22 protein-coding genes and 1 pseudogene are annotated in these 26103 nt (G+C 51.1%); 12 read left to right on the top strand and 11 right to left on the bottom strand.

Going from position 1 to position 26103, the window contains the following annotated elements:
- Positions 1-195 precede the first annotated feature (195 nt).
- Positions 196-468 (top strand): FadR/GntR family transcriptional regulator, encoded by a 273-nt coding sequence (locus IGW03_RS30650; RefSeq protein WP_194726266.1) that lies wholly within the window; start codon positions 196-198, stop codon positions 466-468.
- A 287-nt stretch (positions 469-755) separates the two neighbouring features.
- Here IGW03_RS30650 and IGW03_RS30645 read toward each other — a convergent pair whose 3' ends face one another.
- The gene (locus IGW03_RS30645) at positions 756-1328 is read right to left on the bottom strand and encodes a TetR/AcrR family transcriptional regulator (RefSeq protein WP_194726265.1); all 573 of its coding nucleotides are present in this window, start codon (positions 1326-1328) and stop codon (positions 756-758) included.
- Positions 1329-1510: 182 nt separating this feature from the next.
- Between IGW03_RS30645 and IGW03_RS30640 the strand changes: the two genes are divergently transcribed.
- Positions 1511-1846 carry a cupin domain-containing protein gene (locus IGW03_RS30640; protein ID WP_194726264.1) on the top strand — a complete coding sequence of 112 codons (336 nt, stop codon included), beginning with the start codon at positions 1511-1513 and terminating at the stop codon, positions 1844-1846.
- Between the two features lie 82 nt (positions 1847-1928).
- Here IGW03_RS30640 and IGW03_RS30635 read toward each other — a convergent pair whose 3' ends face one another.
- On the bottom strand, positions 1929-4274 hold the full coding sequence (locus tag IGW03_RS30635; RefSeq protein ID WP_194726263.1) for a PAS domain S-box protein: 2346 nt from the start codon (positions 4272-4274) through the stop codon (positions 1929-1931).
- Positions 4275-4953: 679 nt separating this feature from the next.
- Between IGW03_RS30635 and IGW03_RS30630 the strand changes: the two genes are divergently transcribed.
- Positions 4954-7221, top strand: coding sequence for an ATP-binding protein (locus tag IGW03_RS30630; RefSeq protein WP_194726262.1), 2268 nt, complete (start codon positions 4954-4956; stop codon positions 7219-7221).
- A gap of 571 nt (positions 7222-7792) precedes the next feature.
- Here IGW03_RS30630 and IGW03_RS30625 read toward each other — a convergent pair.
- A complete protein-coding gene (locus tag IGW03_RS30625) occupies positions 7793-8050 on the bottom strand; it encodes a helix-turn-helix domain-containing protein (RefSeq protein ID WP_194726261.1) in 258 nt (85 codons plus the stop codon).
- A 362-nt stretch (positions 8051-8412) separates the two neighbouring features.
- On the opposite strand from IGW03_RS30625, the gene IGW03_RS30620 reads away from it, so the two are divergent.
- Positions 8413-9165 carry a hypothetical protein gene (locus IGW03_RS30620; RefSeq protein WP_194726260.1) on the top strand — a complete coding sequence of 251 codons (753 nt, stop codon included), beginning with the start codon at positions 8413-8415 and terminating at the stop codon, positions 9163-9165.
- 141 nt (positions 9166-9306) lie between these two features.
- Here IGW03_RS30620 and IGW03_RS30615 read toward each other — a convergent pair whose 3' ends face one another.
- The 4 genes from IGW03_RS30615 to xseA all read right to left on the bottom strand — a co-directional run bounded on the left by IGW03_RS30615 (position 9307) and on the right by xseA (position 12711).
- A complete protein-coding gene (locus tag IGW03_RS30615; protein WP_194726259.1) occupies positions 9307-9564 on the bottom strand; it encodes a helix-turn-helix domain-containing protein in 258 nt (85 codons plus the stop codon).
- A 348-nt stretch (positions 9565-9912) separates the two neighbouring features.
- Positions 9913-10575, bottom strand: coding sequence for a GNAT family N-acetyltransferase (locus IGW03_RS30610; protein ID WP_194726258.1), 663 nt, complete (start codon positions 10573-10575; stop codon positions 9913-9915).
- A 184-nt stretch (positions 10576-10759) separates the two neighbouring features.
- A complete protein-coding gene (gene xseB / locus IGW03_RS30605) occupies positions 10760-10975 on the bottom strand; it encodes an exodeoxyribonuclease VII small subunit (RefSeq protein WP_194726257.1) in 216 nt (71 codons plus the stop codon).
- Positions 10972-12711 (bottom strand): exodeoxyribonuclease VII large subunit, encoded by a 1740-nt coding sequence (gene xseA, locus IGW03_RS30600; RefSeq protein WP_194726256.1) that lies wholly within the window; start codon positions 12709-12711, stop codon positions 10972-10974. The genes xseB and xseA overlap by 4 nt, the downstream gene beginning before the upstream one ends.
- A 322-nt stretch (positions 12712-13033) precedes the next feature.
- Between xseA and IGW03_RS39115 the strand changes: the two genes are divergently transcribed.
- The gene (locus IGW03_RS39115) at positions 13034-13504 is read left to right on the top strand and encodes a DUF3293 domain-containing protein (RefSeq protein WP_194726255.1); all 471 of its coding nucleotides are present in this window, start codon (positions 13034-13036) and stop codon (positions 13502-13504) included.
- Between the two features lie 88 nt (positions 13505-13592).
- Here IGW03_RS39115 and IGW03_RS30590 read toward each other — a convergent pair whose 3' ends face one another.
- Positions 13593-14348 carry a DNA/RNA non-specific endonuclease gene (locus tag IGW03_RS30590; protein WP_194726254.1) on the bottom strand — a complete coding sequence of 252 codons (756 nt, stop codon included), beginning with the start codon at positions 14346-14348 and terminating at the stop codon, positions 13593-13595.
- Between the two features lie 667 nt (positions 14349-15015).
- Here IGW03_RS30590 and IGW03_RS30585 point away from each other — a divergent pair.
- From IGW03_RS30585 to IGW03_RS30570, 4 genes are all read left to right on the top strand, one after another.
- Positions 15016-15942: a hypothetical protein gene (locus IGW03_RS30585; RefSeq protein WP_194726253.1), complete on the top strand. Its 927-nt coding sequence runs from the start codon at positions 15016-15018 to the stop codon at positions 15940-15942.
- 662 nt (positions 15943-16604) lie between these two features.
- A complete protein-coding gene (locus IGW03_RS30580) occupies positions 16605-16964 on the top strand; it encodes a hypothetical protein (RefSeq protein WP_194726252.1) in 360 nt (119 codons plus the stop codon).
- A 633-nt stretch (positions 16965-17597) separates the two neighbouring features.
- Positions 17598-18332 (top strand): MFS transporter, encoded by a 735-nt coding sequence (locus tag IGW03_RS30575; protein WP_194726251.1) that lies wholly within the window; start codon positions 17598-17600, stop codon positions 18330-18332.
- Positions 18329-18835, top strand: a complete 507-nt coding sequence (locus IGW03_RS30570; RefSeq protein ID WP_194726250.1) for a type II toxin-antitoxin system VapC family toxin — start codon at positions 18329-18331, stop codon at positions 18833-18835. Before IGW03_RS30575 ends, IGW03_RS30570 begins: the two co-directional genes overlap by 4 nt.
- A 399-nt stretch (positions 18836-19234) precedes the next feature.
- Here IGW03_RS30570 and IGW03_RS30565 read toward each other — a convergent pair whose 3' ends face one another.
- A complete protein-coding gene (locus IGW03_RS30565; RefSeq protein WP_194726249.1) occupies positions 19235-19444 on the bottom strand; it encodes a hypothetical protein in 210 nt (69 codons plus the stop codon).
- 427 nt (positions 19445-19871) lie between these two features.
- Here IGW03_RS30565 and IGW03_RS30560 point away from each other — a divergent pair, with 427 nt between their 5' ends.
- The 3 genes and pseudogenes from IGW03_RS30560 to IGW03_RS39110 form a co-directional block, all read left to right on the top strand.
- Positions 19872-21098, top strand: a complete 1227-nt coding sequence (locus IGW03_RS30560; RefSeq protein WP_194726248.1) for a hypothetical protein — start codon at positions 19872-19874, stop codon at positions 21096-21098.
- Complete coding sequence (locus IGW03_RS30555; protein ID WP_194726247.1) at positions 21095-23278, top strand: hypothetical protein; 2184 nt, start codon at positions 21095-21097, stop codon at positions 23276-23278. The genes IGW03_RS30560 and IGW03_RS30555 overlap by 4 nt, the downstream gene beginning before the upstream one ends.
- A gap of 135 nt (positions 23279-23413) precedes the next feature.
- Positions 23414-23560: pseudogene (locus tag IGW03_RS39110) on the top strand (Tn3 family transposase); the annotation flags it as partial.
- A gap of 90 nt (positions 23561-23650) precedes the next feature.
- On the opposite strand, the gene IGW03_RS30550 reads toward IGW03_RS39110, so the two are convergent.
- Both IGW03_RS30550 and IGW03_RS30545 read right to left on the bottom strand, forming a co-directional pair.
- On the bottom strand, positions 23651-25024 hold the full coding sequence (locus IGW03_RS30550) for an L-serine ammonia-lyase (protein WP_194726246.1): 1374 nt from the start codon (positions 25022-25024) through the stop codon (positions 23651-23653).
- Between the two features lie 80 nt (positions 25025-25104).
- Entirely contained in the window at positions 25105-26079 is a 975-nt protein-coding gene (locus IGW03_RS30545) for a Bug family tripartite tricarboxylate transporter substrate binding protein (protein WP_194726245.1), read from the bottom strand.
- Positions 26080-26103 lie beyond the last annotated feature (24 nt).

The following is a 26103-nucleotide window of genomic DNA, read 5'->3' as shown; positions in this document are numbered from 1 at the left end:
CAGCTTCGGGACGCAGTCGGTGCGTGGCTCACACTATGTCGAGCGCATCATGACGGTCGTCGGCAGTTGCAAGCTGCAAGGTCGCAATCCGCTTACCTTCCTCACACAGGCCATTCAAGCACATTGGAGAGATGGCGTTGCTCCTTCCTTAATCCAAGACAGCTTCGCCGAAGGGTGAACGGTTACGAAAATTCAGTGGACGCTGATTTGGCATTCCATATCACGATTGCAGAGGCGTCGAGGAATCCATTAGTAATGGCCGTCCTCAAATCACTACGCAATCAGATATCCTTTGCCATGGACTTGTCTCGTAAATTTTCGCCTTCTCATCAGCCACAAAGGAAAGAAGCCGTGGAGCAGGAGCACCGGCGAGTGGTAGAGGCAATTGTCAGAAAAGACCCCATCGCCGCAGAAGCAGCAATGCAATTTCATATTGATATGGCTACAGTCCGCTTAGTCGGTACTTGACGGCAATGGATCTGACAGCATCAATCATTCCGAAAGTGCGACATAAACACTGAAGATTGCTGAGTCGTAGGCCTGTATGGCGTGATACCCCATCGTACATCCGCCTCGCAATGAGCATCACAAATGGTTAGCGAAAACACACTGGCGCCGTTAGGCATACTAACCTGCATGAAGTCATGCGCATAAAGCTGGGGCAGGAAGAACTGATCAATTGAAGATGTGTTGATGACACAAGATTGTCGTCATAACTAGGCATTCGATGACGTCGACAGGGTCCATGATTTCATTTATTGAGCGATATTGTTAATCGCCTGCCGAATCGCCATCTCAGCCCCAACAATACTCTCCTCTAGAGTAAATCCAAAAGAGAAACGGTAGTAATACCATGTGCTGGCTGTGAGGTAGTAGCGTATGGTCGCGACGGCAAATCGACGTTCCTGGACGCCGGACTCAGGCGCCAGTCCGTCAATGATGTCCTCGATTGCGATTCCTGTTCGAGAACCCTGGGACTCACGTATGCGGTCAACGATCTCAGGATGGAGCGCCGCTTTCGTAAGAGCCGTCTTTTTGTCAAAAGCAGAGAACAGCTGTCGTGGGGCGACGAGTAACTCGTCAAGCGTAGAAGGCGGCGACGGTAAGTTGAGTTTGCGGTGCATTTCTTCAGCGACAGCGTCGAGGAGGTCATCACGCGAAGAGAAGTAACGAAAGACCGTCCGTTCTGAGATATTGGCCTGCTTTGCTGCCGCGCGGACGGTCAGTTCATGAACCGGTGCTGCTTCTACCATCTCGATAGCTGCATCCAAAATGAGCTGGCGAGTAAGGTCGTTTTTACGGTCGGTAAGGGATGCTAAATTTTTCATTGACACAGTGCGGGACGAGATGTCATAGTGTATGACATTGTAGGCTCTATGACAAGGAAATCTATCATGCACAAGAAGATCGTCGTCAGAAAACAGGGCAACCGCCAGTCAGACTTGCTCAACATTTAGGAACGCAAATTCAGTTCCTGTGCTCTGCAAATGACACCAGCAAGGGCTGGTCTTTGATAGAAGCCGTTCTGCCAAAGCATTCCGGACCGCCACCGCATTGCCATCCGTGGGACGAGACGTACTATGTTATCGAGGGTGAGATTCGTTTCGTTATCGCAGGGCAGGAGCACATCGTTGGTCGAGGTGATTTCATTTATGCCCCGGGCGGCACCGTACACAGTTTCAAAGGTATGTCTGATAGCCAAGCGAAAATGCTGATTTTTGATGCGCCTGCCCACTCTGAAGCATTTTTTCAGGTCATCGATAAAGAAATAAGGGAAATCCCTCATGATCTAGGCAAGATGCCCTCCATTGGAGAGCAACATCAAGTTCAATTCATGACTTCCTGATTCAAACGGCAAGTAGTTCACGACGACTCGGCTGCTTGATTAACAACCGTCGAGTCAAGCGGCTTTTGCGTACGCATCTTTTTCACTTCAGCGCTGTCCGGAGAGCATCTAGATCGAAAGGCTTGGTCAGTATTTTTGCACCGAGTTTCAATGCAGCACCCTTGATGTCCCCGTATCCGGACGAGAAGATAATTTCCAGCTGAGGTTGTTCCAGTCTTGCCTTCCTTGCCAATGCAAGACCATCCATGCCAGGCAGCTGGTAGTCAGTAAGCAGTACATCGAAGTGCCCTTCGGAGAGCAATTTCAATGCATCTTCTGCGCTGGCTACCGCCTGCGTGGAATGTCCAAGAACATGCAGCAGCTCGCATGTCATTTCCTGCGAATCGATCATGTCCTCGACCACCAGGACACGACGTGCACTTGCTCGCGGTGCGCTCCCCCGTTCCGCCAATATGGTCATTGCCGCTAGAGACTGCGCCTCGCGTGCCCTGCCTTTCAGAATCTGGTGCACTTTCAGTGCAAGCTCTTCCCGGCGATACGGCTTGCTCAATAACTGCACGCCAGGGTCTAGCCTCCCGCCATGGATAATGGCATTTTGTGTATAGCCGGAGGTGTACAACACCTCGAGGGAAGGTAGCAGAGCCTTTGCCTGCCTGACCAAGTCTGGGCTTTTCAGCTCACCTGGCATGACAACGTCAGTGAACAGTAAATCGCAATGCACGCCGGCTTTCAATACCGCCAGCGCTGTCGTCGCGTTATCAGCCTTCAGTACTTTATAACCAAGGCTGCTCAGCATCTCTACCACCGTCTGCTGCACCGTCAGATCGTCTTCGACGACGAGAATCGTTTCTGTTCCGCCGGTCACTTTCGTAGGAATCGGAGCCGAGAGAATTTCCTCGCCTTCATGCGAGCGCGGGAAGTAGATCTTGATCGTTGTACCATGCCCAAGTTCGCTGTAGATCCTGAAATGACCGTTGCTTTGCTTGGCGAATCCAAAAGCCATGCTCAATCCCAGTCCTGTCCCCTGCCCTTCAGGCTTGGTCGTAAAAAACGGTTCCACAGCGCGTTCAAGGACTTCCTTTGTCATCCCGGTGCCGGTATCGGTGATGGCTAGCATGACATATTGCCCTGCTGGCACGTCAATGACCGTCGTCACGTACGCATCGTCCAATACGGAGTTACCCAGTTCGATGGTGAGCTTGCCTCCCCCAGGCATCGCATCGCGCGCATTGATCGCTAGGTTCAGAATCACGTTTTCCAATTGGTGCGGATCGATTACTGCATTCCAAAGTCCGCCTGAAACGATAGTTTCAATACCGATCGTCTCGCCAAGGGCGCGACGAAGCAAGTCTTCCATGCCGCGTAAGACGCGTCCCATGTTGATCACAATCGGCTGCAGCGGTTGTCGTCTTGCGAAGGCGAGTAATTGGGAAGACAGCTTGCCGCCTCGTTCTACCGCGTTCAATGCCACTTGAGCATGACGGTGGGCCGCCTCGTTCCCCTGGATCGCAGCCATCAGCAATTGCAAATTCCCGCCGATGACCTGCAAGATGTTATTGAAGTCGTGTGCGACTCCGCCGGTCAGCTTGCCGATCGATTCGAGCCGTTGAGCACGTTCCAACGCCGAGCGCGTCTCCTCGAGCATCCTGCGCTCGGAAACATCCCGCGTGATCTTTGCAAAGCCAATGAGAACGCCATCGTCATTATGAATCGCATCGATGACAACGCTTGCATAGAACCTGGTGCCGTCCTTGCGCACCCGCCAGCCCTCCGCTTCGAAGCGTCCGGTACTGCGTGCGGTCTCTAGTCCGTGAGCAGGAAGGCCTTTTGCCCGGTCCTCGTCCGTATAGAAACGGGAAAAATGGGTGCCGACGACTTCATCGGTCGAATAGCCCTTGATGCGCTGAGCGCCGGTATTCCAGTTAGTAATTTCCCCGGTTGGCGAAAGCATATAAATGGCATAGTCAACCACGCTTTGAACAAGCAGGCGGAAATTTTCCTCGCTTGCATGGAGTGCATCCTTTACGCGTTTCTTGTCGGTGATGTCGCGCGTAATTTTTGCAAAGCCGACCAGGACGCCGGTATTGTCAAAGATCGGATCAATCACCACCGAGGCCCAGAAGCGACTGCCATCCTTACGGTAGCGCCAGCCTTCCGCCTCGAACTTCCCTTCCCTGATCGCCGTAGCAAGTGCTTTGGCGGGAATTCCGGCCATCTGGTCTTCGGCAGAATAGAATCGTGAAAAGTGCTGGCCAATAATCTCTTGGCTCGAGTACCCCTTGAAACGCGCGGCACCGGCATTCCAAGTCGTAACGAGCCCTTCCGGACTCAGCATATAAATCGCATAGTCCGTTATCTTCTCGACCAACAGCTGAATGCGCCGCAGCGAATTGAAGTCCGCAGGCTGGTCATTGGGGTGAGTGATCATGAATGGCTTCGTTAGCTCAAACGACAACTATATCATTTAATACAAGCGGCTATTTCCGCTGAGAAACATGCCCTGCCCACGGTGCATGGCAGAATGGTTTGTGCCGGTAGCGTCCATTCGTGTCATAGGCCGCTATAGGCTAAGTCGCAGACCGCCAGATTCGAATGAGAAATCCTGTTGCTCACATGAAATGGCTATTCGGTGGCCTCGCTAGTGACATTTTTGCAGTGAATTGGGCTTTCTGTCAGGACGTCAATTGGTAGATTGATGGCGAATGGGGATGCGAGGTCTGTTCCACTGATTATCCCGAGTCGCTGCTTTACGACTCTCAGTCACGCTATGCACATAGGAAAGACTAGCGGCCTTTAGTTCCGCTTGTCGCTTCCCTTCGCCATTTCCGTCAGCCGGAACACATGAGACAGGACTCCAATTGATCAAGGGAAATGGGCCTACCGACCATTTCCCATAAGCGCCATCGCGAAAGCACTTAAAATATTGCTATATTTGCATCAATTTCGAACTAAAATTGTTGAACCCTAGAAGTCTCTTCCTCATAGGAGCGTTCTCAACAGAAAGCAACCTACAATGTGGTTCTGGAAGTTTCTGAAGCGGCCTTGTGACGCTGCATCAATGCGGTACTTGGCTGGAAAACCTTTAATGCCTCTTGTCGAAATGTTCGATGAAAACTCGTAGCTACATCATCCTAGTCATCGCTCTGGTGCTTTTGCCGCTCGTCGCCCTTTCAGCTTGGGGACTTCACCTGTTATTGGAGCAAGAAAAGGAAACCCAACTGCAAGGCATTGAAGAGAAAACCCGATCTATCGCTCTTGCAATCGATCAAGAGCTTGCTGACGCCGAAGGTGCGTTGCGCGTCATTGCTCAGACAGACCATATGCATCGGGAAGACTTTGCCTCTGTGTATGCTCTTATGAAGCGAACCATTACCACATCGGATTCGTGGGCCGTCATTTACGATGGCAACGGCGACATGCTGGCACATACGCATCACCCGTTCAAGAGCCAACTATCAGAGCCTTCCAATGAATGGGTGCCAGCGGCGATCGCGTTACAAAAGCCTAGCGTTTCCAACCTGCGCGAAGGACGTGCGGGTAAGTGGAAAGTCGTTTCTGTCAATATTCCAGTCACCACTTCTACTGGTAAAAAATTCCTGCTTGCTCATACTTTCCACGCCAATCACTTTACCAAACTTCTGCATCGAAAAGATATGTCCGACACATGGGTAGTCGGCGTATTTGGATCGGACGGCATCACGATAGCACGCAATCTTCGTGAGAAGGAGTTCACTGGCACACCGGTCAAACCGCAACTATTTGATGCCTCGGTAAATCAATGGAGCGGCAGGATCGAGAACTTTACCCGTGATGGGTTTTGGGCATACAACGCATTCACCCATACCTCCCGCGCCAATTGGACGGTCGCGATAGCGGCGCCAATGTCAGAGATTAATCGCTCGGCTCGTACTGCGACGCTGTATGCCGCGCTGGCCCTGTGCCTGGTGCTTGGTTGCGCCGTGGTGGGTATCACGATTTTTGCGCGCCGCATTACCGGATCGTTCAACCTGACCCTGGCGGCCGCGAAGGCACTTGAGCTTGGCGGAATTCCTCAACCGAAGACCTCCGGCGTATTGGAAGCGGACCGGTTGCAGCGCGCTTTGCAGGAAGCCGGTATAAAGCTCACTGAAGAGAATCAGGCCCGTAAGCGATTGGAACAGGAGCGCGAAAGGCTGTTGCATAGCGAACAGGAAGCACGGCGTCTGGCAGAAAATCAAAATACCGCCAAAGACGAGTTCCTCGCCATGCTTGCGCATGAGCTACGCAACCCCTTGTCTCCTATTGCAGCGGCTGCCGAACTCCTGAAACTTGCAGGGAAAAATGAAAAAATCCTGCAGCAGTCCAGCGACATCATTGTTCGTCAGGTGGGACAGCTCAAATCGCTTATTGATGACCTTTTAGATGTCTCGCGTGTCACTCGTGGCCTGGTGGTCCTCGACAAGAACAAGGTTGATATCATATCCGTCGTTTCGGTTGCGATCGAGCAGGCACGACCCTTGATAGAAGCGCGTGGCCATGACTTGCATCTTCATATGCGGTCTTCGCATGCGGCAGTGATGGGGGATGAGACTCGACTTATTCAGGTCGTCACCAATCTACTGAATAACGCTGCCAAGTACACGCCGCAAGGCGGACAGATCACCTTGACTGTTGAAGCGCAAGCTTATGAGGTGAAGCTGAGCGTAGCTGACAACGGCATCGGCATTGAACAAGAGTTACTGCCACACGTGTTTGAGCTCTTCAGGCAAGCACAACGTACTCCAGATCGATCTCAGGGTGGACTAGGTCTTGGGCTGGCACTGGTACGTAGCATTATGTCGCTACACGGGGGGCGCGTGGAGGCTGAAAGTCCTGGAAAAGAAAAAGGTGCGCGCTTTACCCTGTATCTTCCCCTGCTGGGTACCGGTCATGGTGAAACAGACTTAACCGACGAATCCCTGGGTGCCTCAATCGCGCCAGTGCGTCTGATGATTGTGGATGACAATGTCGATGCGGCACAAACGCTTGCCAATCTCCTTTCGGCAAAAGGCCACTCCGTCGTTATCAGAAACGATGCAAAGAGCACAATAGAGTACAGTCAAACCGATCCCCTTGCGTTGTACATCCTCGATATCGGACTGCCCGACATGGACGGCTATGAACTCGCTCGTCGGTTACGCAAATCCTCAGCCACCGCCAACGCAACGCTAATCGCACTGACCGGGTACGGCCAGACCCATGACAAAGAATCGGCCCTGGCCGCCGGCTTTGATGATCACTTTGTCAAGCCAATGGATATAGAAGCGTTGGACAAGATCCTGGCGTCGAAATCACCCCTTGGCTTTGAAGATACCGTTAGCCATAGCGACCAAGCTTCAGAACACCACATTGGATAATCCGCCTTTGCTTCGTCGCATAATGTCTAAGTATTCCCTACGGGAAACTTTTCTAGCCTGTTAGGCTTCTGGATACAACCGAACTTGCGCTAGACTTTCGCTAATATTGAAGGTTGATGACATGCGTCTAATGGCAGTTTGTTGTGCGTCTTGGAAAATTGCCGTCATGAGGCCGTGCTGTGGCAGAATCTAGAAACACGACGGTCGGAGAGAATGATGGCTTACTTTGCAGGCCCACGAAGAATGCAACTCCTCGATACATCTTCTGGGCGAGCTGATGCGGTAAGGTAAGAAGCGCCCAGACGAATATGCACGAATACTCCGTATCGAAGCACAGGTTCTACTTTGACAGCCAAGGTATCGCATGTATGTAGAAACAAGTAACGCCCTACCACTGCTCAGAAATGAGGAGCCGTGCATCGTGATGACAAAGGATGGTAGAAAACGCAGTGCTGCTTGGCTTCGTCCTCTCAGTAAATTTTGGTACAAAGACGAACCACAGGGCTTGGCTGATCCGTCCGATATCAAAGAATGGTGGCCAACTGCTTTCAAGCGCTAAGCTGGCATGTGCTCAGAAAAGGCGGCGCGTATCCCCCATTAGGTTGCGCAGTTCACGAATACTCAGGCCTGACATCTCGTGCATGTTGAGCAACATTTCTGCTGAAATGTCGGCATGCTTGTTCCGTATCTTCGAAATAATGCTCTTTGTGACGCCTAATGCAGCTGCCAGACCAATATCATTCTGGCCCGGGACGACGCTTATTAACCTATCCAGCAATGGATTCGGGTCATAGGATTCTAGCTTTAACACACGATTGGGACGGGCCATAAGTAAAAGTACCGAGTCGATTAAACGGATTCCTCTCCATTCAGTACGCTATCACGGATGGAAATCAGGAATGACAGCCACTCACTTTCCTTGACGTACAGTATGCCGTCAACATTGATGGTATGACCATTCGGTACGTTTGCAAAAATAGGGGAATCATCGGGAACAGGACGACAAAACTCTATACCATCTGAACACACAACTTGCTCCAATATGTTTTTTTTTGGAACTAATTTTCGCATACCTTTGGCCCAGGTGCTGATCGTTTCATCATCGTGGTGTATAGAATAGGCGACAGGACAAACTCTTATCCCTGCTAGTCAGGCGGCCTGTCATGGCCATTGCATACCGCTTGAACGTGAATGACAGACAAGTGTCCGAAAGCAGACGAATCTATCAAAGAACCTTGTCGCTCCCTTGTAAAATGTCAGCTTCATCCTGAGCTTCAATCTCTCATGGCAGGTCTAAAAAATTTAATTGGTCAACGATTTGGACGGCTTGTTGTGGTGTCGCGAGCACCGAACGAGCCCCGAAAAAACGCGAAATGGAACTGCCTTTGTGACTGCGGAAGTACTACTGTGGTGGCTGGTAACAGCTTATTAAGTGGGCGAACCCGATCCTGCAAATGCATCAGTGTCGAGATCATCAAAAATGTATTCACCGACCACGGGAAATCAGACTCTGTTGAATGGGAAGTTTGGCAGGGAATGAAACAACGCTGCTATAACCCGAATAATTCGAGATACTCAATTTGCGGTGGTCTTGGCATAAGGGTATGCGAGCGCTGGCTTGATTCATTTCCCAATTTTCTTACAGACATGGGAGAACGTCCAAGCCCAGATCATCGCTTCGGGCGCATCGACATCAACAAGGACTATTCCCCGGAAAACTGTCACTGGGTTACCACAAAAGAACATGCATTCAACCGCCGCAGCACCGTGATAGTGGAAATGAACGGCGAATCACACCCTATCACCGAATGGATTCGCCGTTTGGGGCTGAACACATCAACTGTCTATAAACGACTCGGTCGCGGCTTAAGCCTAGTCGAAGCACTTCAGCCACCGAAACCTCGAAAAAACTCCATTCAGGTTAAAAGCCGCGCGTCCTCATGAATCAGGGCGTCGAGGATGTGCGGCCCGGCCAAGGGCCAGGTCCTACATCTGCAGCATTTTTACGCCGTACGGGTGTCTGAGCAGTGCGAGGACGATGCGTGGTGGCCGGCGTCATGCAAGAAGCGCCAAGGCGGCGATTCCTCAGAAGAAGCGGCGATTATCACCCATGAGGGTACGCATGTGACGAATACTCAGCCCAGAAATATCATGCATTCTCAGCAAAACCTCTGCCGAGACAGGCTTGCGCTTATTGCGGATCTTCGACATTGCTCCTTGGGTAATACCTAATGCCTTGGCCAATGCATTGTCACTCTTGACCGAAATCGCTTGGCTGATTGCATCGAGCAAGGGCACTGGATCATATGACTCCAACTCGAACAGCGGACTTGGAAGCTTCATGGAATTGGAAACTAAGTTGTGGCAAAGGTATTATGTCTCAATCCCAAGGACAAGGCAGTATTCGCGTTTGGGGCATCGACAAAGCAATTTGGTACGGCTGACTCCTTCCTGAGCGTCCCGACAAGTACAGAGGTACGAGGTTGCTATCTTGGCTTCCTGCGGCCGGCTACGGCCACAGCACAGTGCCGGCGCTGCCAGTGAGCGAACTCAAACCTGAGGACAGCCAGCTACACAATGAGTTTCCCAGCGTTAGACTCGATATTGAAATCCTGTAAAAGGCAACGGCCACAGCGGCAGGTCGATCGGCTGTTCGCATCTGCTTGTCGACTTGGTCTTCGCGAAATCATCTCAATTGCAGTCGATTGCAGCCTGATTTTCAGTGGCCTCCATGGCAGCAAACTTGTTGTCAACCGGACGAAGACGCTGTGCGATCACCTGTCGGGCACGGGAAATAAAGGCTGCCATCCCAATACGGTAAGTGCAATATTGGATCATTAGGTTGCTACCCGGCCTGAGGGTTGCAAATTCCTGCTCTGGCACATGTTGCATGCCGAATGACTGCGCGAGGGCCGCCGATCTTGTATTGAGTACTCGTGTCTGGACGTTGACAAAATTGAGGCCGGGAAGCTCGTTACACAGCGCTTGAACGGCCATCGACGAAAGCAGTTTGGCGACTCCTCTGCCTTCGACTTGGTCGAGTAGTGCATAGGCGATATTGCATCCGTGCGTGCTGTCGCCGGCGATGATGTGTCTGGCCCAGGCTGCAGCTACGACCTGGTCATGCAAGACTGCCGTGAAACAAATAGGAGCACTCGCCGCGCAATGCCAGCCTGCCTTGTTCACGGCGTCATGGCCCGGGCCGATGACATCGGCGAAGCGTCTGGTATCTGCCCAAACAAGCTCTTGCGCGCGCCGGGGAAAGAGGCGGCGACCTTCGAGAAAAATCTGAAACTCCGCAAAATAGCCGACCGGCACCGGCGCCAGATCATTCGCATTCCAACTAATACGCATGCAACTAAAAGCTTGAATATAAGGGTGTTATTTGGCGTCAACCGCTAGAACGGAAGCTGTGGTTCCAGAAAAGCGGTCATCACTGGCTATTGCACTCCCCGGGCGCCGGGCACGGGCAGCTTCCTGCCTAGCTTACGTGGAGGCTCAAAGTGGAAGCAGTCAATGTGTGGTCCGTGCTGTCAAATTACTTTTGTGGCGCGTCGGAGCTCTCTTCCTTCAGGTGCTCTTGCAGAGCAGCCCGTACCGCTGCGATTCGTTCCTTGCACACTTGGTAGGCTTTCGCACTTTCTTCGACAATCGGCACCAAGCTGTCAATATCCAGATCGTCCTGACGCCTCAGCTTTTCTGCGTTGGCTTGCAATATCTTGTAGGCGGCGTTAAAGCCATTGATGTCACTCATGTGGATTCCTTTTGTACGCGTACTGTCCCGTCGCGGAACTGTATGTTCATCGTTTCCTGTTGCTGAGCTACCTGGCTGCTCGATATCGGCATGCCTGTACTGTCCTTGACTACGGCGAATCCACGCTTGAGCGTCGGATCAATGCCATGGGCCAGAATCGTAGCCATCACATCCCTGGCCTGTTCCTGTGCATCGTCAAGTGCCTTACGTGCAAAATGCCGTGTATCGGCCATGTCACGTTCCAAGTAATGTGTGGCCGTGCCCAGCATCCGGTCCGCAGTGGCCGCGACGCCGAGCCACTGGTCCTGCAGGTGCTCGTCAATGCCGTCGATACTGCGCCGCGCTGCCAGCGTAATACTGTTGAATGCACCCATGACGTCGCGCTCGACGCGCTCTGCTGTGCTTTGCGCGCGGTCCTTGACGCTGATCGACAAGTGCTCGGCCCTAGCAGCTATTATGTCGACCTGGGCGCCGGCTGCCGTGAGCACCATGTCATGCAGTCTGTCTGCCTGTTTGACCGCGAGATCCAACAAGGCGGTTCCCTGCCGGCTAACCGACTCCTGCTGTCTACTCGTTGCGGTTTCGGCCTGTGCAAGGCGCCGCTCGGTCAGTGTGCTGATTTCGTTTCTCTTTTGCAGCGCCCTGCTTTCTGCCAGTGCCAGGTATGCCTTTGCAGCATGGACGATCGCCTGCCAGTCTTCCAGTCCCCGGAGTGCGCGCGTGGTGATCTGCTGTCGAATATGGGCAATCACTTTCGATGGCGTGCCAAACGAACGGTGCGCATACTCGTCGAGGATGGTCGTGTCCCGCTCATGCCCGATGCCGACCAATACCGGGCAGGGAAACTTGCATACCATGCCGGCGAGGACATACTCGTTGAGCCAATGCAGGTCAGCCAGTGCACCGCCACCGCGGATCAGTACCAATGCACAAAAGGCGGAATGCCGGTGTTCGCCCAGTGCAGCCATGAACGCTTCCTTGAGAGACTCCTTGGCCCGTTCGCCCTGGAAGACGGCGTCGAAGTAGGTGAAGCGGCATAGACCAGCTGCCTCCAGCCGGCCAGCTTCTGCCTGGAAGTCCCCCTTGCCTGCCGCATCCGGCGGGCTGATCACGGCCACATTGGCGAAATCGGCGGGCGTCATCAGTTGCTTGTTGCGCTGCGCGAGTCCTTCGGACTTCAATCGTTCACGGATGCGCTTCAGACGTGCTTCCATATCCCCCAGCGTATAGTTGGGATCGATATCGACGATGTCCAGCGAAAAACCGTATTCTGGCTTGAAAACCGGCTTCGCATAGACCAGCAGCTTGATGCCTGAAGCCAGCTCGATGCCCGTCTGGCCAGTGAATTTGCGAATGATACCCGGAACACGGCTTGCCCAGATTTGGGCACGGGCCTTGGCTTTTTCCTTGCCGTCCTGGTCCCTGTCGACTGCAGCGATGTACAAGTGACCGCTGTGCATCTGCAACTGGCTGATCTCGATCCGCACCCAGATTGGATCCTCGAATGCGGTTTTGATGGCGCCACTGACCCGGCTCAGCAGGTCGCTTAGTGAAACGCCGCGGCCCTGCAATATCGATATGGCGAGGCGCTCCCGACTCGATGGCAGCCAGGCAGAAAACGGTGCCAGTGCCAACCCTTGGGGCACGAACAGCTGGCCGGTCGCTGTGTCGAGCTGAGCCCCGCACGACAGGGCCAGTTCACTGTCTTCCGCGGGAACGGACAAGAATGTTTTCATTGCGATTGCGTCAATCCAAACTTGGGAAGTACTTATCAGTTCGTTATCCAGTATGCATGTTTGAGCAGGTACCAAACAGTCAGACTATGTATTCACCGAACACTTCTCACGAACATCGAATATTACGCGAAGCCAATAACAGCCGTCATGGGCCCACCATCCCATAAAGCCTTGCGTGACCTGCCATTTGTCGCCATCGCGTTGAAGCATTCATACTATCGCCCGGGCCAGCTGAAATATCGTACATACTGTACATATATACAGTATAATCGATTAGAAGCATTCCCTATCCTGTTTCAAAGCCAGGTTTCCGCTAACACCCATGAAGTCTCCTTCCCACTACTTGATAGACGGTGCCACACTCTCGGCTCAACAGCGTAATGCTTTTCGAGTCACGTCCTATACCGTTCGCCTTCCACGCCGGCTTAAGCTACAGGCTGGCATACGAAATTCCGAACTGGCGCAGCTGCTCAGAACGCAAGGCGCAGCCACTGCGGCTGTCATTACGGCCTGCAATCCGGCGGGATGTCCATTGCCAGCCACGAAAAACAAGGCGCGACACGCGGAACTTGCCACTGCGATCGAAGAGCTGAAGTTGAAGTCTCTTCCCGCAGAACGCCAGGCAGGAGACAATGATGACGATTCTGATGAAGCTTTCCTTATACTTAATATCAGCGGTGGCCAAGCGGAAGCGTTAATGATGGAATTCGACCAGTACACACTATTGTGGTGTAACCAGTCCAGTCCGCCCGAGCTGATGTTGCATCCGCTAGTCCGGCAGCGGGGACAGTAAAGGTCGACGGCAGTATCGATCATCTCCAGTTTGGCCAAACGCGGCGCATTGAGCATTAGGACAATTCGTATGTGAGCTGCACTGGTTTCTAGCCGATGATTTTTGCCTTCGGCAGGAACTCGATGTTGGTTCTGCGGACCAGTTCTTCATAACTGATTGGTTTGCCTGCCCGTGCCTGGTCAGTATTTTCAATCCAGTGCGCCCATGCACGGCCTGTAGCAGCGTCATATACTAGTTTGTAGAGGTATTTCGGCACCCAGACACGATTGTTTCCAATGGTCTTTGGCTTACCCTCATATATCGGGCCGCTAATAACGTAGACGTCCCCTTTTGCCCGCATGGCATACTTGCGTGTCGCCTGCTCGATCCCGTTCCAGGCTTTCTGGTTGTTCTTCGGCGCTTGAGGAACCACGTTGGCCAGCGAAAAGCTTTGGGCCATCGCACGTGCACTTGGCATGTCGCCCGCAGGTGCCATGTGGCCACGGTCAAACCCGCTACCCTTGTAATCATCCAGTTCCGCGCGCTCAGCCTTGCGCAGTCTCGCATCGGCAAAGAACCGGTTCGTCCGTTTTTCATCTTTCGCGTCTTCCAGCTGTGCCCGGTTCAATCTTTCGGCGACAAACACCGGCGTCTTGGAAACGCCGGAATACAGAATTGCGAAAGACTGATAGCAAAGCGCGCGCGGAGCTACCTGAAACGACTTGTTGACACGGGGGGAAGTCGCTGCGGCGAAAAACTGGGGACAATCGCGAAATTTTGGGGTGGTGGTGTTGGAAGATGCTATCTCCCTGGCGTGTGCGGAAATCGAAGCAAGCAGAACTAGCGTCAGGATGATTTTTTTCATGGCGAGATTCTAGCGACACAGCCTTGGCCTGCGGGAGCGACAAGCTACTGAATTGGTATCAAAATGCAACGCCGATGATGCAATGCGGTCGTTTGCATCAACCCCGCCCAATGAGAGCTCGATACGGTGCTGGCGCACTTTAAGCTTGAGTGCGCCTAGAATGAGATTCAAGTATCGTTCGTGGGAGCTCGCCCAAGCCCGTCCGAAGAACGCCTCCTGTTGCCATAACGTTAAAAAGTTCCAATAGGAAACGCTATGTCCTCGGGACGGACAGCGTGGTAATAGTGGCAGGCGAAAAGCCCTGAGCAGAAACGCCGTCCGGCGCTGCGCAGTCCTGTTCTACATACTGCACCTTCAAAGCTTCTCGCATGTGTTCTGTAGCGAATAAAACACACTCATCTACATGATTAGCACGGTATATCGGGTCGATTGCGAATTCGCAAGCGCACCGGAGGGGTACTTTGGAATGCTACACCAACAATTACAAAAAGCGTCAGGGAGCTAATCCATCTGAAGTCAGGTTCTTCGAAAGCCCCAGTCAATTCTAAAAGCAATATCGGCAATTTCTCTTGGTCTTTTACTTTCAGCTTGCGGTGGTGGAGATGGTAGTTCCGCATCTTCCGGTACCACGAAACTTCTCCCGGGCCCTACCTTCACGACTGGTGGGTTGAAATCAGCACCGTCTAATGGAGCTACTCTGTCAGGCATAGTCCGGTTTGAAATCGGCGGTTACCACCTTTCCAACGTCAGGTTGTTGCCAGCAAATGCTACGGAACCAGTGTACGGCATATTCAACGAAGTTTTCGGCTACGAATTTGCCGGTAATAGCGCTTTTTTGGATCTCGATACCACCAAGTTGCCAAATGGCCCGTTGCAAGCTCGTATTGTTGCGTATGATCGGTTTGACCCGACTCGTCAGGTCGAGTTGATGAGTGCGCGTACATGGAACATTAACAACGCGAGCACGACTTCGAACTTCACTGTCAACACTGTCGTGGCACCGCCCGGAGGTGCCGCGATAAGCGGTACAGCCCGTCACGAAGTAAGAGGAAGCGGCTTAGTCAATGTCGAGCTGCTTCCGGAAAGCGGCTACGATCTCAAACTGGGTGTATTCAACGTCTCGGACGATCGGACCTTCGCGTGGCTTGATCTTGACACCCGCTCCCTGCCAGACGGCATACATGCGGCGCGAATCAGCGTCTTCAACGTAACGGCTGGCCAGCCAGGGGCCATCGAGGCAATCGCCATGGCACCGCGCCGCTGGACTGTACAGAACGGAACCGCCCCTGACTTCAATGTAAGGTTGCTGAGCGCGCCGTTGCATGGTGAAACCGTTAGCGGACGGATCTTGTTGGACGTACGCGGCACCGGCATAGAAAACGTCGAATTGTTGCCTGCGAACGGCTATGAGCCAAAGTACGGAAAGTTCCGGGTCTATACCACTGAAAAAGCAGTTTATCTGGAATTCGATCCAAGCATTCTGCCCCCAGGTGTTCACGAATTCCGGATAAGCGCATTTAATCGCCCGGCCGGCGCCGCCGATGCACAGGAAATGGTGATCATGCCAGTCAGGCAATGGAGAATTCAGCCTTAATCCTGATTTGTGGAGAATGGTCTTTTGAATATGGACGCCCGCCTGTTGGTGGGTGTCTGTCCTTAGATAACGCACCCAAGATCTGCCTTGTGGGGGTAAAACAGCATCCAGACGAACTGGTCATAAGCTACTAAGCGTCCGATTTGAAGTATCGTCGCAAGGCCGGATGTGACCGGTCCTTGTCCGTGGCAGACCTTTCACGATGGGCTTCTTATCACCCCCTTTCCGACGTACGATCCTGAAGCTATACGCATAATGTCTACCAATTTCCATTATGCAACTTTCCTCCGAATTCGAAACTCTAACCTATTAAGCGGCTAAGAGGATATTCGGGCTTGAGAGTGGCATAGGGCGCAATGGTGGAGTGTTCATGCTAAACCTCGCCCTGTTATCCTAATTCTTGATTGATCCCATGCGAAGAATCCGAACGCAGCAGCATTTCTCAGGAGGCCCACCGGAGGGATTACGGAGAAACGCGGTGGCCAGATCGATTTGTGGCCGAGTCAATGGAGTGACCCAAGAGGAGCACTTTCAGTACAGGAGAGTAGCTTCGGGCTTTAATCAGACCATCGGCAAGCTACAGGAGGCAGCCCCATAAATATGGGTATACCTTACCAATGGTTTACGCTTTAATTGCTTATTTGCAATTTTTGGGGCGATGCATGAAGGTATCTACGGTATTTGCATTTGCAGCTTTGTTCAGTATTGGCGTTTGCTCATTTGCACAGACTGAAGCGCCTAAACTCCGGAAGGCGCTTGTCAAGCGTGGCCAAGAAGCTGTACTTGAGCAGCTCAAGGATCCGGATTCGGCCAAATTTCGGAATCTTTTCTCTGGAAAGTACGACTCCTTCCTTTGCGGCGAAGTGAACGCTAAAAATTCCATGGGTGGCTATATCGGGTTTAAGCGATTTTTCGCCGCAGAATCAGCCGGAAATTATGTCCGATTTGAAGGCGATTCGTCCTTTGACGATGGCTGGAGTAACAACTGCCGGCTTTTCGATCCGAAGAATCAATTCAAGTAACCCATGTCGCTTTTGGAATTCGGCCTCTGCAGCATACTTTCCATCTGTCCTATAGGGGCGTCTAGGAATCTAGGTAATATGAAGAATTTTTTTATTGGCACCCTGCTAATAATGTCAACCAGCCCCTGCTTTGCACAAAGTGAGGTGTTTCTATGTGTCGATGAAACTGGAAAAAAGAGTACAAAAGCACTGGAATAACTAAGGGCTGTAGGAAAGTTGATTTGCCTGGGATTACAGACTTTGTTAGCGTAGGAATGCGTCCAAACGAAGTGATCAAAATCTGGGGCCATCCCGATAAAGTTAGCAAAAGTGCTGACAAAACAGGAGAGATTTGGAGCTACAAGCAGGGCCATTCAGTCCAGTTCCAACATGGCGTTGTTATGGCGGCTCGCCGCTGCGAGAAGCGGCAGGTTCCCAATCTCGCGAAGGGCGACTATGAATGGCGGCAGGTTTGCTTCTGAAATATGCCGCTTTAGGAATCTGGAGTGGCATGGGATGTAGGACGAAATCTATCCCATATCTTGGGTATAGGAAATCGGTAAGAAAAAGGTTTTAATTGCACCCTTGACACTTGTTGCGATATTGATTAGGCCGCTAGTAATGGCATCACAATGAAACTAAAATGATGTCATCATGAAAGCAAAAAAGACATTCGAATTTAGCTTGGACAGGTGGACGCCTGGCACGCTGCCAATGGCGCGGCTTGGCCAATATCTAGAAAAGCTTGCAGCGCTGGCTGGGAGCAAGGAATCGGTGCATTTCGAATCGATTACAAAAGGCAGTGCTGTTCAGAAATTCTATTCGGATGAGGTTGCTGCAGAAGCTGTATCGAAGCGGATGTGGCTAGTTGGATCGCCAGACGCTCCCGCTGACATCGTCAAGACACAGCAAGAACTTAACCGAATGCTGCAGGAAGATGGGTGCGTTGCAACTTTGAAGGTCCACGGCGGCGGCATCATCTATAAATTTCCAGGAAGGAAAACTCCGATCCTAGAAGAGGTCACCGTACATGAGTTTGGCGAAGTTACAGGTGAACTAATTAGGGTTGGCGGAAAGGACGGTAGCGTTCCAGTATGGCTACAAGCTAGCGATGGAACGATCTACCGATGCACAACAAATAAAAACGTGGCAAGGGATCTCGCCCGACTTCTCTTTGGACCGCAAGTACGAGTTAGCGGAAATGGGAAGTGGCGACGCAGTGCCGATCGTAAGTGGCATATGGAAGAATTCATAATTAAATCGTGGGAAACGGTCGAGCAAGATGATCTTGAAGCTACCGTTGCCGCACTGAGAGCTGTTGAGGGGAGCGGCTGGAACGCTATGAAAGACCCGCACGCAGAGCTTCGCAAGCTGCGAGGCGATGAATGAATGTTCTCTTTGACAGCTCTGTACTCATCGATCTTTTCAACGAAAATCTTAAAGGCGACCATCGAGCGAAGATTGATGACCTTATTGCATCCATCAAGCGAAGCAAGAAAAAGATCCTCGTTCCGACACCCACGCTTACTGAGCTCATGGTGCATGCCGGACCGGCAAGAGAGAAGTATTATGAGTTTCTCTCTAAGTCGACGACATTTCAGATTACGCCTTTCGACGGTCGGGCGGCCATGGACTGCGCCCTAATGCTGAATCAGGCATTTTCTAAACCAGAACAAAAAAAGGTTACTCGTACGAAGTTCAAGTTTGACTGGCAGATTGCAGCCATTGCAGCCTCAAGAGATGCTGAAATTATTTACTCAGAGGATTCAGATCTTGAGCGATGTGCAACCCGAATAGGAATCGCGTTCTTACGACCTTCAGAACTCCCGCTTCCGGAATCGGCCCGACAAAAGTCATTGCCCTTATCTGAAACCGCAGAAGAGTCAAAGTAAGCACCCCTCCCCTAGCAAATTTTTTTGCAAGGTGCAAGAGGCCTCGCCCATATAAATGGGATTTTTTATAAAAAGCATGTGATGTGACATGACCACTATTCTTATGCCACGATTGGAACGCAACCGAACGGGGAACAACGTGTGCGAGTGTTAGAGGTGCAGCTCGCTGAAAAGACTGTGTTGTCAGAAAGGGTAATTGATCTGCCGGCTGCCGCCGCGGTATAAGCGGAATGATTCTCACGGCAGGTACGGAAACTGGAATTGACGCATGCAACCACTCAAGCCAGGCTGTAAGCACAGCAAGCTTTGAACGAGGAGATACGCAGCTATCTTAAGCAGCAGAACCGCACTAAGAACGAATAAAGCAATTAGTGCCCCTAAATTGAGGAAGGCCTGCAATCACGAACAGACGACCAGCCTTGCAATAACGTCGGCATCAAAAGTCCGTCCCAGAGCATTGGCATAACTGAGGGTTTCGTCATGACCATGAAGCGTGATGATATTGCCTTCCTGGCGAAGCCGGATCCGACAATAGTGGTGGACAAGCTTGCCAAGGCGTTTAAACATTACCTTGAACGGGCCCCAATATTGCAAGAAAATGTCGTTCACCAAAGGAATTCCGCCCCAAAGCTTATTTATCCAGCATGACGTGAGCACATGTCCTGTGATACGGAATCAAAGTCAAATATTGCCAATGTAGTTCAGGTACAGCGTAACAGCGCAAATATTCATTCCGCATGGGTCTGTAGGCAGAATTGCTGGGATTCTTATATCTTAAAGCATGCGTATCGCCTTACTTGCAAAAGGGAATCATTGCTCGAACTTTTTAGTACCGTCGTAATCGTCACTTATAGTAAATAGACAAGCCCCGTAGTGCATGCTGTCGACAAACACCCAGAAATTATTAAAAAGTATGATAATGGACGAATTATGGTTCGAAATATGCTTTTGACAGGTCACAACGGTTTGACTTTCGAATGCGAAAGTCACACCGAGTGCTCAAAACAATAGTGGTTAGGATGGAGTTGTCAACATAATGACGCGATTCTTAAAAAATACAACGCTTGCTTCAATAGAAGAAGCCTACGGACAACTTCATGACGATTCGTCAAAGTCGCTTTCGCTTCCGAATAGCTTTGATAACGAGGGCGGTCTTGGGATTACTGGAGCGTTAATTCAATACTTGGCTGCTTGGAGTCGTGCGCATTCAGACTCAACATTGAAAGTGTCTGGTACACCGGATTCTCCTGATATCTACAACTTAGCTGGTGAACCGTTTGGTACTGCGGCTATTTATTTTGCTTCCCGAATTGAGTTCCATAGCGGCGAGATATTAACGCAGCAGGAAGCGAGACGGTATCTTTTGCCGTCGGTAAAGGCAATGCAAGCTTGGGAGCTAAGGAAAACAATGAAGCCTAAGGGTGTTCATCTTGTGTCCTTTGGCGGTGCCGCAAACGAATTCATCTTACCTTTCTATGCTCGTCGAGACGAACTCTCCTTACGTGACGAATCAGGTTTCCGTTCACTTACCGAGAAAATGCTGAATGCGTTCTCCCCACTTACGGCCAGTCGTTTGGACGAAGTAGGGTTAACACTGATTTCACAAATAATATTCGAGCTGTTTTCTAATACACATGAGCATGCTCGATTGAGCGAAGCGGACAAGCCGTACACGCAAAATATGCGTGGAGTTCTATTCCGCGAAATTGACTACCGTGTAACGGTGAATTCTCAAGTACTGGCCGCTGATGTCCCAACACAGCAGTATTTCGCTCGGATGGCTCTGAACAAAGCCCACCATAAAGCAGATCGTGCTATTAACGAGGCGCGGGTGGATAAAATAATGAAAGGAATTCAGGAACCGAAGCGATCTGTCTCAAGAGGTGCTACGCGATTCTTAGAAATTACAGTTTACGATTCCGGGCCTGGATTGGCACGTAACTGGGCACGAAGAAAGCTAAAACGAGACATCGCAGAGGTGCCCATTGCCGAAGAAGACGCACTGGTCCGCCAGTGTTTTGGCATGCATATGACTACTAAATCAGGGAAAGGCCGGGGGGGCGGACTGACGGGCACGGTGAGTTACTTAAGCTCGCTGGACGCGTTTATGGTTCTGCGAACGGGACGGCTTTTGTTATATCAAGATTTCTCACGCTTCAAGGAATTTTCTCCTAACCATTGGAACGTGAAAGAACCGCCTCTATTCGAGGCCCCTGGCGCAACATACACATTAGCGATTCCCCTAGGAACGGGCAAGGCATGAGTGGATATTTCGGTTTCGGTTGGGAAAGCCCAGCCCAGCATCAGTTTCGCTTCCTGTTCAAGGCCCATGGTACGACAGTAGTTGAGGCGCTTTCACTAGAAATTAAGCGCAGTGTGCAACGCGTACCCTTTCCTGATGTGATATCTATCATCTGTAGCGATGACGACTACGAATCCTTGATTGCGGCCTTTGAAGATAAAACGGTAAGCCTTGCACTGCGTCGGTTATCCTCAAGGACCCAACTCTATGTGGTATCTTTCGATCACACCGGGTCGCCAATTAATCTAGAACGTATTGGGTCATGGGGAAGTGAAGACGACTTTAAACCGGACATAATCAATAATTTCAACGAAATCAAAAAACAGGGCATAAAAGCTTTATTTGAGTCCAAAGAAGTTGTAGTGCCGGCTCCCGCAGGATTTAGGTTCCGCAAGCCATCCGGAGATTACTCAACGCATTTCATCAGAGCGGAGGAGGCGCTCAGCGACAGCGAATCGGTAGAATTTCTAGCTTTTTGCTTACTTGAACGGATAAGTCATCGAAGCGTCGCGAATCAGGCATTGGAAGTTATCTTTGTCGACACCATGGCAATTGCAAGTGTGGCGTATGCATTACGCCAAACTCTGGTACGACTTGGACAAAACCCAAGGATCGAATCATTTCATTCGCATGAAGGCATTGAAATGATTCAGGCGCCAGTTCCTGGCACTGCATTCTGTATTATTTCGGCCTCTTCATCAATGTCGCTACAGCGGAAATGGAAGGAACATGTGGAGTGCGACGATTGTGATGTCGTTACGCTAGTTACATTGGCAGGCGCTATAGATGAACACTTGGCGTTGTTTGCCTACACTAGACCAGTCGAATGGAAGTCCGGAGAAGATGAGCTTCCCGACCTACAGGACTTGCAGATCTTTGGCGAACGATTTCAACCGCAGCAAATGCCGATAAAAAAGGCGAAGATTTCTCTTACAGTACATGACTCGCCCACTGCGAAAGCCATTGTTGACGAATACCATGATTTAGATGTTTTTCGGGTCAATAAGCGCAGCGGTGAGAAAATACGAGCGCTTTGGGTTGATGCACAGAAATTTATCGCTGGCCCGCAATTCACGATGTGGCTTCAGGGTAAACTCGCAAAAATTGATCCTTCATCCGTGCAGGCAATTGTATATCAAGGTGACGATGCCAGCGAAATCCTTGCGCAAATATGCGGCTCCCTCTTGAGAAAGGGTGAGGCTGGCAAAGAAATCCAAATTATCCGTGACGCTGACTTGGAAACAGAAGGAAGTTTCGATCAAAGCCGTACATTGCTTATTGTTAGTGCGGTAGCATCTCGTGGAACTAAATTACAATCCATTGCACGAGATCTGCGTGACAGACATCTTGGGAAAAAAATATATTTAATAGGATTGCTATTAACGCGTAAGCTTGAAGAAAGCGTTTTCTGTGAAGCAAGTTTAAGACAGGCAAAATTAGTAAATAATGACGTCAACGTTTACCGTTCTATCGCAATAGGTACTGCACTAGCAAGTGCGTATGAAAGTGAAGCAGCGCTTTACCGTAGAAATGCATCCATAGAGAAGCTTGTACCTCACCGTGCAGCTCTACTGTTCAACAACGAAGAGATACCAAGTGAATTAAGTTTGTCACCTGACAATCTCGGCAACCCTATGCAATTACGCAAAGATTTTGCATACTGGAATGATCATTACACCCAAGGACCTCAACACGCACCACTCGTACTTCTCACCATAGGTGCAGTACTTCAACATGCACGAGATGGTAAGTTCAAAAATCCAGACCATTGGCTGAGATCGCACGCAATGCAACAGGTCGTTTTAGAGCCGCTACTTTTCATGAGGTACAATGACGGCGTTATTCAGGCCGCTATTCTACGACAAGCTAATCCATCTGAACTAGATTACTCGGCACTACCGGATGAAAGCAGATTAGTCCGAACAATACTAGAGGGACAAATAATATACAGAAACAGACCACAAGGCGAAGCAGCTGTTGAATTTCTTCTTGCACTGCGTACTGGCCGATTAAAGTTAACCAAACAGGATAGCATTGAGTTTAAGCGGTTTGCATTAGAAAAACTGACCGATGAATCAGATCAATTATTGGTAGCCCTGATTGCGGAAGAAAGGCATGCAAGTGAGGATGAAGTATTCTAATTGACGGTATATGGCTCGTCTTCGTATTTTTTAAATCTATTTCGAAAGTAGGTTTAGGCGTTGCCAGCAGTCGAGAAAGTTATGGACTTGCAGGCACCGCCCCTTAGGGCGCGTTTGCGCTGGCGAACGCAGTTTTTGAAAGCGATCCGCAAGGGATTGAATCAGTTGCTGCTTCTGGCCGCATCGATTTGACGCGGGCGAATCAGTGCGACGGTCGCCATAGAGCGCTTCGGCAGTGCGGCCCAGGGGGATCCGGTACACAGGGCAGCGAATCACCTTGGGAACGCATCAAAGCATGCTAGGACGAGCGACTCCTCACCTAATCGTCGCCTTATCTTGCCAAGTCGCATATGGAGGGACGCATCGTAATTGTCAGCACTCAATGATGTTGACGGCAAGGCCTCCGCGCGACGTCTCCTTATATTTTGTCTTCATATCTGCTCCGGTTTGCATCATCGTTCTGATTACCGAATCAAGAGAAACATAATGACTGCCATCGCCATCCAGTGCCATGCGCGCAGCATTTACAGCTTTCACCGCCCCCATCGCGTTCCGTTCAATACATGGAATCTGCACCAGTCCACCGACTGGATCGCAGGTTAGGCCGAGGTTGTGCTCCATTCCTATTTCAGCCGCATGTTCCACTTGGGCGGGCGTTCCGCCCATCGCTGCACACAAACCTGCGGCTGCCATTGAGCAAGCCACCCCTACTTCGCCCTGACATCCAACCTCCGCACCGGAAATTGATGCATTCATCTTGTATAGCGTGCCTATCGCAGCCGATGTAAGCAGGAATTCGAAGATACCGCGCTCATTGGCTTCAGACACAAAACGGATGTAATAATGCAATACCGCCGGAATGATCCCCGCTGCGCCATTCGTCGGCGCTGTCACAACACGGCCTCCACTCGCATTTTCTTCATTGACTGCGAGCGCAAATAGATTCAGCCAGTCCATTCCAGAAAGAGGACCTGAGACACCGGTACGATCTCGATCTACCAATTTCCGGTGCAAAGCCGGCGCCCTGCGCTTGACTCCTAAGGGGCCGATAAGGCTTCCTTCGGTTCTGCAACCTCTCTCCACACACGCTTGCATGGCATCCCATATTCGCCGTAGCCCACTAATAATCTCGGTTTCAGGCCGGAGCACAAGTTCGTTTTTCATCATTAATGCTGCGATGGAAAGGTCGTTGTGTTCACACAAGGCGAGTAATTCTTTGCCACTAGAGAACCGAAATGGGAGTTCCAGGAAATGCTCCGCCATCTGTCGATTATCCGCTCCTGCAGGGATAACAAATCCACCGCCTACTGATAGGTACACCGTCTCCCGCAATATATGGTTGCTTTTGTCAAATGCAGCCAACTTCAGGGCGTTGGGATGTTCCGGCAATGCTTGTCGGTAGAATGCAATATCGCGACGCGCATTGAAATCGATTGGATGGGTACCACACAGCATAAGGCTTCCCGTCTCGCTTATCGATTTTGAGATGGTTACGATTCTGTCCGCTTCGACAGTGTCGGGCGCTTCACCATAGAGACCAAGTATGACGCCCTTGTCTGTTCCATGCCCCTTCCCCGTTGCGCCAAGTGATCCATATAACTCGACTCGGACACGTGCGACCTCAGTCAGCTTTCCTAGCTCGGCAATTGCCGTTACAAACATCAAGGCGGCACGCATAGGACCAACCGTGTGCGAGCTGGAGGGCCCTATGCCGATCTTGAACAAATCAAATACGCTTACAGCCATGGTAACTTCCTATTTCTGCTCTGTTGGCGTCACTTGCATCGCCGGCTAAGTGCATGCATCTGTGCCCAGAATGCATGCCATTAATCGACGCTCTTCGCTGCGCCGGAGACTTCTACGGCCTTTTTCCAGGCATCGTGTTGCGTCTCAATGAATTTGGGAAGTTGAGCACGTGGAAGATCCATTGGGACCAATCCAAGGTCTGCCAGTCTCTTCCGTACGTCAGCGTCTTTGCTGATCACTTCCATCGCATTGGTTATTTGATTAGTGATGGCATCAGGCGTTTTAGCCGGGGCAACAAGCGTAATATAACCTTGTACGTTTAGATCCGTTATGCCCTGTTCCTTCAGGGTAGGAACGTTAGGTAACGCGGCGATCCGCTCGGACGTGCTCACTCCCAATGCTTTGACGGACCCAGCCTTCAACAGCCCCTGAACGACAGGGACAGTATCCGACATAAAATCGATGTGGCCTCCCTGCAGGTCTGTAATCGCCTGTGATCCACCTCTATACGGGATGTGATTAGCCTTCATTCCTGTTTGGTTCAGGATCTGTGAGATAGTCAGATGAACCGTAGTGCCAACGCCCGACGTTCCATACTGTAGTGGTTTGGCTTGCTGCTTACCATAGGCAACGAATTCCTTGAAATCTTTGACTGGAAGGTCTTTACGGGCAATCAGGACTTGCGGTGCCCATGCTATGGAACCGACGGTCGTGAAATCTTTGACTGAGTTATAAGATAGCGGTTTGGAGTGGGTCCATGGGCTCACATTCAGTGGGCCGGCAGCACCTACGAGCAGGGTGTATCCGTCAGCTGGCTGCTTTGCGGCGTAGGAGGTCCCAATGATCCCAGCTGCTCCAGTTCGATTTTCGACAATGACAGGCTGCCCGAGTTTTACGGACAGCTTTTCTGCGTAAACCCGCGCGGCCACGTCTGAAGAATTACCGGCCGGAAAAGGACAAACAATTGTGATAGCACGTTCTGGCCACTTGGCATTGGCAGCGAAGGCAACGCTACCAGCAAAGATGGCAACAGCAGCATGGAAAACCTTTTTCATATTGAACTTCCTTCAATGATGGTC

Origin of the sequence: Noviherbaspirillum malthae (genome assembly GCF_015352985.1) — a bacterium.
Classification (GTDB): Bacteria; Pseudomonadota; Gammaproteobacteria; order Burkholderiales; family Burkholderiaceae_D; genus Noviherbaspirillum; species Noviherbaspirillum malthae.
Note: the sequence above shows the minus strand (reverse complement) of the source record. Positions and strands in the feature narration are given on the sequence as shown.